Below are 6911 nucleotides of genomic sequence, written 5' to 3'. Positions count from 1 at the left end.
CGGCGACAGAGACTTCAGACTAACAATGCAAACCTGCGTCGCTGCGCTCCGACTGCCCGGCCGGATGAGCGTGGAATAGGTGGCCGGATGTTGGTGGGCTGGGTGGCCGGATGGCGTGGAATGCGCACATACTCTCGCCCGCAGGCCGAACATCGATTATTAGTCGCTCTCGACTAACACTCACCGCCCACCCTTGCAATCAGGCCGCGATCGCACCATTATTGCGAATAGTTTTCATTAGCGCGGAAGTCACCTGCTGTGTTTCCTACTTATCCGGCAAACCAAGACCCCCGCCAGCAGGCGCTCCATCGCTTGTTCGGCGAGCACCACGGCTGGCTGCTCGAACGCCTGCGCCTGCGCCTGCATTGCCGCGAGGATGCCGCCGATATGGCCGCCGAAACCTTCGCTCAGGTGGTGGCGCTGCCGGACCCCCACGCCATTCGCGAGCCCCGGGCTTTGTTGAGCCTCATTGGCAAGCGGCTGATGTTCGCCCGCTGGCGGCGCAATGATATCGAACGTGCCTATCTTGACGCCCTTGCCTCTTTGCCCGAGCCGACCGAGCCTTCCCCCGAGGAACACTGGGTGGTGATGGAGGCGTTGATGGCTGTCGATCAATTGCTGGATGGCTTGTCGTCCAAGGCCCGCGCGGCGTTTCTATATAGCCAGATCGATGGCCTGACTTACACGCGCATCGCCGATGAGCTGGGGGTGTCGGTGACGCGGGTACATCAGTATGTTGTGCAGGGACTGACGGCGTGTTATCGGGACGTTCGGTGACGACGGTGTCCGCGGCGGCGGCACAGGCGATCGAGTGGTATGCGCGGCGTGCTTCGGGGGCGTTCACTGAGCAGGAGCAAAAGCAATTGATGCTGTGGCTGGCCGCCGATCCTGGTCATCTGCGTGCATGGCAGACCTTGCAGCAGCAGTTGAACCGTACCGTGGCGCCGTTGGTGCAGCAGCAGGCCGCCGTCCATGCGCTGTGCGATGCGGGGTACAGTCGTCGACGTTTTCTACGTGGCGCCCTCGGCCTGGGGGCGATGGCTGTCGGTGGGCAGTTGTTGACCATGCCGGGTGGGCCGTTACACGCACGTTTGCGCGCCGACCTGCGCACGTTGACCGCCCAACGCCGTACGTTCACCCTTGAAGACGGTTCGACCTTGCAACTCAACGCCCAGAGTTCCGTCGACCTGAATTTCAACCCTCGGCAGCGTCACGTCCAACTGTTGCGCGGCGCTTTGCAGGCCCAGGTGCGAAGCGACCCGGCGCGACCGTTCGTGCTGGCGTGCCCGTGGGGCGAGGTCTGGCTCGACAGTGGGCGGTGCCTGTTGGCGATGCAGGCCGGTCAGCCACAAGTGTGGGCGCTGGAAGGTTCCTTGCATTTGCGTACGCCCCATCACAGCCAGCACCTTGTCACCGGCCAGGGCCTGGCATTCGATGGCAACCGCTGGCGGGACCTCCCGTCGCGCTATGTTGACGAACGCAGTTGGACCAGTGGGCTGCTCGAAGTGCATGACCAGTCTCTGGGTCAGGTGATCGAGCACCTGGCGCCTTACCACCAGGGGATGCTGCACGTTTCGGCGGAGGCTGCGGCATTGCGGATTTCCGGGGTGTTCACCCTGGATGACACGCGTGGCGCGCTGGCCGCGCTCAAGGATGTGCTGCCGTTGCGCATCGATAACTGGCTGGGCGTATGGACGAGAATCGAACGTGTTTGAATTTTTTTCCTGACACCCCTGAAAATATCCCGGGCTCGCGTCACATACCTGATAGACGCGCGAATTCCGCGCACTCGTTTCCGTACTTCTGCGAGCCCGCTCATGCATCCCAACCTCCTTTTGCCGTTGTTTGCCGGCTGTCTGGCCAGCTTTACCCTGCAGGCGGCCGAAACCGCCTATGACTTCAACCTGCCCGCCGGCGCCGTGCGCGCGACTCTGATAGGTATTGGTCAGGTGAGTGGCCAGCAGGTGCTGTTTATTCCGGCTGATGTGGCAGGTCGTCAGTCGTCGGTGGTACGCGGTCACCTGAGTGCGAGTGAAGCGGTACGCCAGAGCCTGGCGGGCACCGGCTTGAGTGTGCTGGTCACCGCAAGTGGTGCCCTGAGCGTGCAACGAACCGGTGATGGCCTGACCCTGGACGCCACCACTATCAACGCAATCCGTCAGAACGGGGAAATCGCCGACGCCGGCTATGTGGCTCAACGCTCCTCGGTCGGCACAAAAACCCGCACGGAACTGGTAAAAATCCCACAATCCGTGTCGGTAGTGACTCGCGAAGAGCTCAACACGCGTAAAAGCGACAACCTCTCCGACGCGCTCAAGTACACCCCCGGGTTCAGCAGCCAGCCCGCCAGTTTCAGCCGCACCGCCGACGACTACACCCTACGTGGCTTCAACGTCGGCGCCGGAACCGGGGGTATCCTGCGCGATGGCATGAAACTGCAATCGAACCCCTACGATGGCAGTGTCGAAGCCTATGGCCTGGAGCGCGTCGAGGTACTCAAAGGCGCCTCGTCCGTGCTGTATGGCCAGCTCTCACCGGGCGGCATGATCAATACCGTGAGCAAGCGTCCTACCGAAACGCCGCTGCACGAAATCGGACTGGAACTGGGCAACTACGACCGCCGCCAGTACACCATCGACCTCGGCGGCCCTCTGGATGACCAAGGCCAGTTCAGCTACCGCTTGACCGGCCTTTGGCGCGACAGCGGTACCCAGGTTGACCACGTCGATGATGATCGTCGCTACATCGCCCCGGCCGTGACTTGGAAACCCGACGACGATACCTCGCTGACCGTCCTCGCCAGCCACCAGGACACCTATACCGGTTTCTCGCCGCCGATGAGCTACGCGCTTAGCAGCTACAGCAACACCGCCGGCTACAAGATCGGCCGCAATCAGTTTGTGGGTGAACCCGGCTACGACCACTTCACCAACCGCATGGACACACTCGGCTACCTCTTCGAGCACCGCTTCAACGACAACCTCACCGTCAACCACAGTCTTCGTTACTTCCAGGCCAATACGAATTGGGACTACCTGATTCCCGTGTCTGTCAGTGGTAGCCGACTGCTGCGCCGCTACAGCGCCCGCGAAGAGCGTTCCACTGGCTGGACCAGCGACAATAACCTCAACTTCACCTTCGACAGCGGGCGCTGGCAGCACGACTTGGTGCTGGGCGTGGACTACTACCACAAGACCTACGATTCGCACCGCTTTATCAGCTCGACCCTGGCCCAACTGGCACCGTCGTTGAACCTGGCCAACCCGCAATACACCGGTGTCGGCGCGAATACTGCTGCCGACACCGGCAGTGACCTGCACAGCAGCCAGGCTGGCATCTACCTGCAAGACCAGATCACCTTCGACGACAAATGGGTACTGCTGCTCGGCGGCCGCCAGGACTGGGCTGAGAGCGTAACCACCACATTTGCCACCGACGCCCGTGCTACCCGCAACGACAAAAAAGCCACCGGCCGTGTAGGTCTGGTCTACCTCGCGGACAACGGCCTGGCGCCCTATATCAGCTACAGCCAATCATTCCAGCCGGCCAGCGTCAGCAACCCGGCCTTCGGCAACGCCTTTGCCCCGCTGGAAGGCGAACAATACGAAATCGGCCTGCGCTACCAGCCGCCCGGCACCGATACTCTACTCAGCGCCGCCGTTTACCAGCTCGACCAGGACAACTCGCTGAGCCTCGACAGCCTCACCAACACCTACGTGCAATATGGTAAAACCCGCTCTAAAGGCCTGGAGCTCGAAGCCAAGACCAACCTCACCGAGAATCTTCAACTCAGTGCCGGCTATGCCTACACCGATACCCACGTACTGGAAGACCAGACCGCGAGTAACGTAGGTAAACGCATCGAGGGCGTGCCCTATAACACCGCGAGCCTGTGGGCTAGCTACCGGCTGGCGAGCCTCGGCCTGGAGCGCCTGCGCGTGGGGGCTGGCGCCCGGTACATAGGGACTACGCGGACTACACCGAGTGTTTATGACGGAAAGATTCCGGCTTATACGCTGGTAGATGCGCTGGTTAGTTATGATGTGGACAGCAATTGGCAACTGCAGGCTAAAGCGCAGAACCTGTTTGATAGGAAATATCTGTACTGCAACACCACGTGCCGGTATGGCGATGAGCGTAGTTTGATTGGTTCGATTACGTATAAGTGGTGATAGCTCACAGGGCGGTTGAGGCACTACGCATGCAGTGTGAAAGCTGAGTGCGAAACGGTCGGAAGTTGTTGGAGTGTTTGAGCTGATCTGGCCGTTCTCTCACCTCGCTTAGCGGTCGAGCACCCTAATCGAATAGTGAGCAATTGCACGGTCAGCGAATACTAATAGTAGCGTCGCCGCACGGCGCCGTTTCAGTTACCCACTATAGCCAAAATTTCGCCCTTCTCACCTAGCCACCAGTACCATGAATCAAACTCCTCTCGAAGCCAAACTTTTAAAGCCATCCCCACGTCATCCCGCCAAGAATGTTGAGTGTTATCAGGGATCAAGGCCCCTGCGACCTGTGAGGGTTGTCCACTAACGCGGGACTTGCGACTCCTTACGACCGGGAGCTTGGGCATCTCATGATCTGGCCTCCTGAACACTCCCGAGGAAGTGGGCGGGTGGAGGCTGCGCTGGCTGACGAGACCGGCGCCGCGAGATCCTGAGTCGGGTGAAGGCAGTAATGCGATGACCGGGGCGTGCCTGACTGTCAGTCAGGTGCAGCCCATTCCGTGGGCTGCGGCATCATCATCTGCATCGCTGTTGCTGGTGACTTCGGTGTTTGTCACGCCGATTGTCACGAGGGGGAATGCCGCAAAGCCTTGTACGAGTTGGGCTGCAGCAGCGGTAGGAGCGCCCGTCTCTTTCCGGAAGAAAGAGACGGGCGTAGGTTGGCGCAATGAAATGGCCAAGCGGATAGGTTGCTGCAGGGCAGCTATGAAAGGGGGAGGTTGCCGCAGTGGGCACACTGGTAAAAGTAGGCATCCATCACATCGCTGTGATCGTGCGAGCCGCCGGACGCTAATCACACTTTGGGAGAACCACCACGGTGTGGCGTAGCCTCAAAGGTTCTGGCTACCTGGGTTGCTGTCAACGACAGCGCTTTGCCCGATCTCTTCTACGCCTGTGGATAATTCGGGTCAAGGCTTGAATTTTCGGGATGTCTGCGGCTGTGGATGAAGTTATCCACCGGTGGTTTTCCACAGACAGTTGCGTGGGCTTTAGATTTTTTAAGTGAGACCCCTTTAAGCAGGGAGGCTACGCATCCCTGCTTAAAGGGGTCCGGCTTTAAAATTGGTAACCAGAGAACTCGTGGTCCTACACCAATGTTGGTTTAACCACGGTTGCGGGATTGTCGCCTTGATGCATGCGCCCCAAGGTCCGACGCATTCAGCGGTCGCCGCCTCATCATTCCCCCGATGTTTCGTGTTGAGCCTTATCTGCGTGCTCAGGTGTGGATGTAGCGTAGATAGCCCATGCGTTCATCAGCTCCCGTCGCTTATCAAAAAAGTCTGATCGAGAGTACGCGCTTTCCGTTTCCCCGCGCTCGTCATGGGCCAGTGCGAGCTCGCAGATATCTCTTGGGAAAGGCGTCTTTTCACCTGCCCAATCCCGGAAGGTTGAGCGAAAACCGTGACGAGTGATGTGCTCGTAACCCAGTGCATGTAGCAGATTGCGAATGCCATTAGCATGCATCACGCCGCTTCGGCCGTGGCCGGGAAAAACGTAGGGATTTCTTGTGTTGATTTTCGGAAGGCCTTTCAAAAGTGAAACCACCTCTGGAGCCAGGGGGATCGCGAACGCTTGCCGGGTTTTCATGCGCTCATCAGGCAGAGACCATCGACCCGACACCAAGTCAAACTCATCCCAGCGTGAGAATCGGACCATATGCGAGCGAGCGCCGGTTAGAATCAGTAACTGAGCCGCGACAGACGCGTGGCTGGGGTCCCTACGTAAGGCTTCCATGAGCCTCGGCAGGTCCTGCCATTTCAGCGCAGGATGATGCTGGCGTTTGCGAGCTTTCTTTTTCTCATGCCGGCTGAGCAGATTTTCCAGGTGGCCGCGCCAGCGTGCAGGATTCTCTCCGGTCCTGAGGCCGCGGGCTCTGGCGGCATCGAGTATCTGTTCGATTTGCCCACGTACTTCGTCAGCCGTCCGCGTTTTGGTCGACCATAGTGGATGGAGGACCTTGATCAAATGTTTGGTCTCGATCTGGTTAGCTGACAGCTTTCCTATTGTAGGGAAGGCATAGAGCTCGAGTTTTCTCAGCCAGCCCTTTCGCCATTTCTCCGACCACCTCAAGCCATGGGCATCTCGGTAGTCGGCGGCCAATTTCTCGAAGGTAATTAGCTGTGCCATTTCTCGGCGTTCAGCTTCACGCTGAGTGGCTTGTTCAGCCTGTCGTTTGGCTAGGGGATCTGTGCCGTTGAGGATCTGGACTTTATGTTCATACGCGGCGGCGCGGGCTTTTTTCAGATTGAGTTGAGGATAGCCACCCAGCCCCATCTCTCGCCGTTTGCCGTGTAGCTGGAAGCGCAGCACCCAAAATTTCCGACCTGAGTCCTTGATGACCATGCGTAATCCATCGCCGTCTTCATAGGTTCCTGGAACGGTCAAATTTTCGACTTGTTTCGCGGTCAGCTTGCCCATTTTTCTACCCTCAGTTCCCCCACCGGTTCCCCCACTTGGTCGTGGAAGAGGGCGGATCAAAACAGAAGTCACAGGAACAAAAATAGGCTGAAAGCATTGTTCTAGCAAGGCTGTCGAGGATTTCAGTAGATGAGGCTGGCTTTCAAAAAAGCGTTAAAAAGCCGGCTTGTGGCCGGCTTCTCGGGGACCGCCTCAGCTTGTTTTTGACAAACCTCACCAGCCTTCAAATCGCTCAGCCAACATCGCGTCTGGCTGAATAGTCGGGGC

At 58.8% G+C, this 6911-nt stretch carries 4 protein-coding genes; 3 read left to right on the top strand and 1 reads right to left on the bottom strand.

Translation table 11 applies throughout. The features are described 5' to 3' along the window. Positions 1-312: 312 nt before the first annotated feature. From INT12_RS02765 to INT12_RS02755, 3 genes are all read left to right on the top strand, one after another. A complete protein-coding gene (locus INT12_RS02765) occupies positions 313-777 on the top strand; it encodes a sigma-70 family RNA polymerase sigma factor (protein ID WP_226925951.1) in 465 nt (154 codons plus the stop codon). After that, a complete protein-coding gene (locus INT12_RS02760; protein WP_319017403.1) occupies positions 774-1715 on the top strand; it encodes a FecR domain-containing protein in 942 nt (313 codons plus the stop codon). The genes INT12_RS02765 and INT12_RS02760 overlap by 4 nt, the downstream gene beginning before the upstream one ends. Positions 1716-1817: 102 nt before the next feature. Next, positions 1818-4172, top strand: coding sequence for a TonB-dependent siderophore receptor (locus INT12_RS02755; protein ID WP_193058753.1), 2355 nt, complete (start codon positions 1818-1820; stop codon positions 4170-4172). 1230 nt (positions 4173-5402) lie between these two features. Here the strand turns inward: INT12_RS02755 and INT12_RS02750 are convergent. Next, a complete protein-coding gene (locus INT12_RS02750; RefSeq protein WP_193040977.1) occupies positions 5403-6644 on the bottom strand; it encodes a tyrosine-type recombinase/integrase in 1242 nt (413 codons plus the stop codon). Positions 6645-6911 lie beyond the last annotated feature (267 nt).

Origin of the sequence: Pseudomonas sp. K8 (genome assembly GCF_014889455.1) — a bacterium.
GTDB classification, from domain to species: Bacteria; Pseudomonadota; Gammaproteobacteria; order Pseudomonadales; family Pseudomonadaceae; genus Aquipseudomonas; species Aquipseudomonas veronii.
This window is presented reverse-complemented; position numbering and strand designations above follow the sequence as displayed.

What these genes read in the sequence shown, in the direction of transcription:
- INT12_RS02755 (WP_193058753.1), top strand. Translation starts at nt 1,818, where the DNA reads ATGCATCCCAACCTCCTTTTGCCGTTGTTTGCCGGCTGTCTGGCCAGC.
- INT12_RS02750 (WP_193040977.1), bottom strand. Translation starts at nt 6,644, where the DNA reads ATGGGCAAGCTGACCGCGAAACAAGTCGAAAATTTGACCGTTCCAGGA.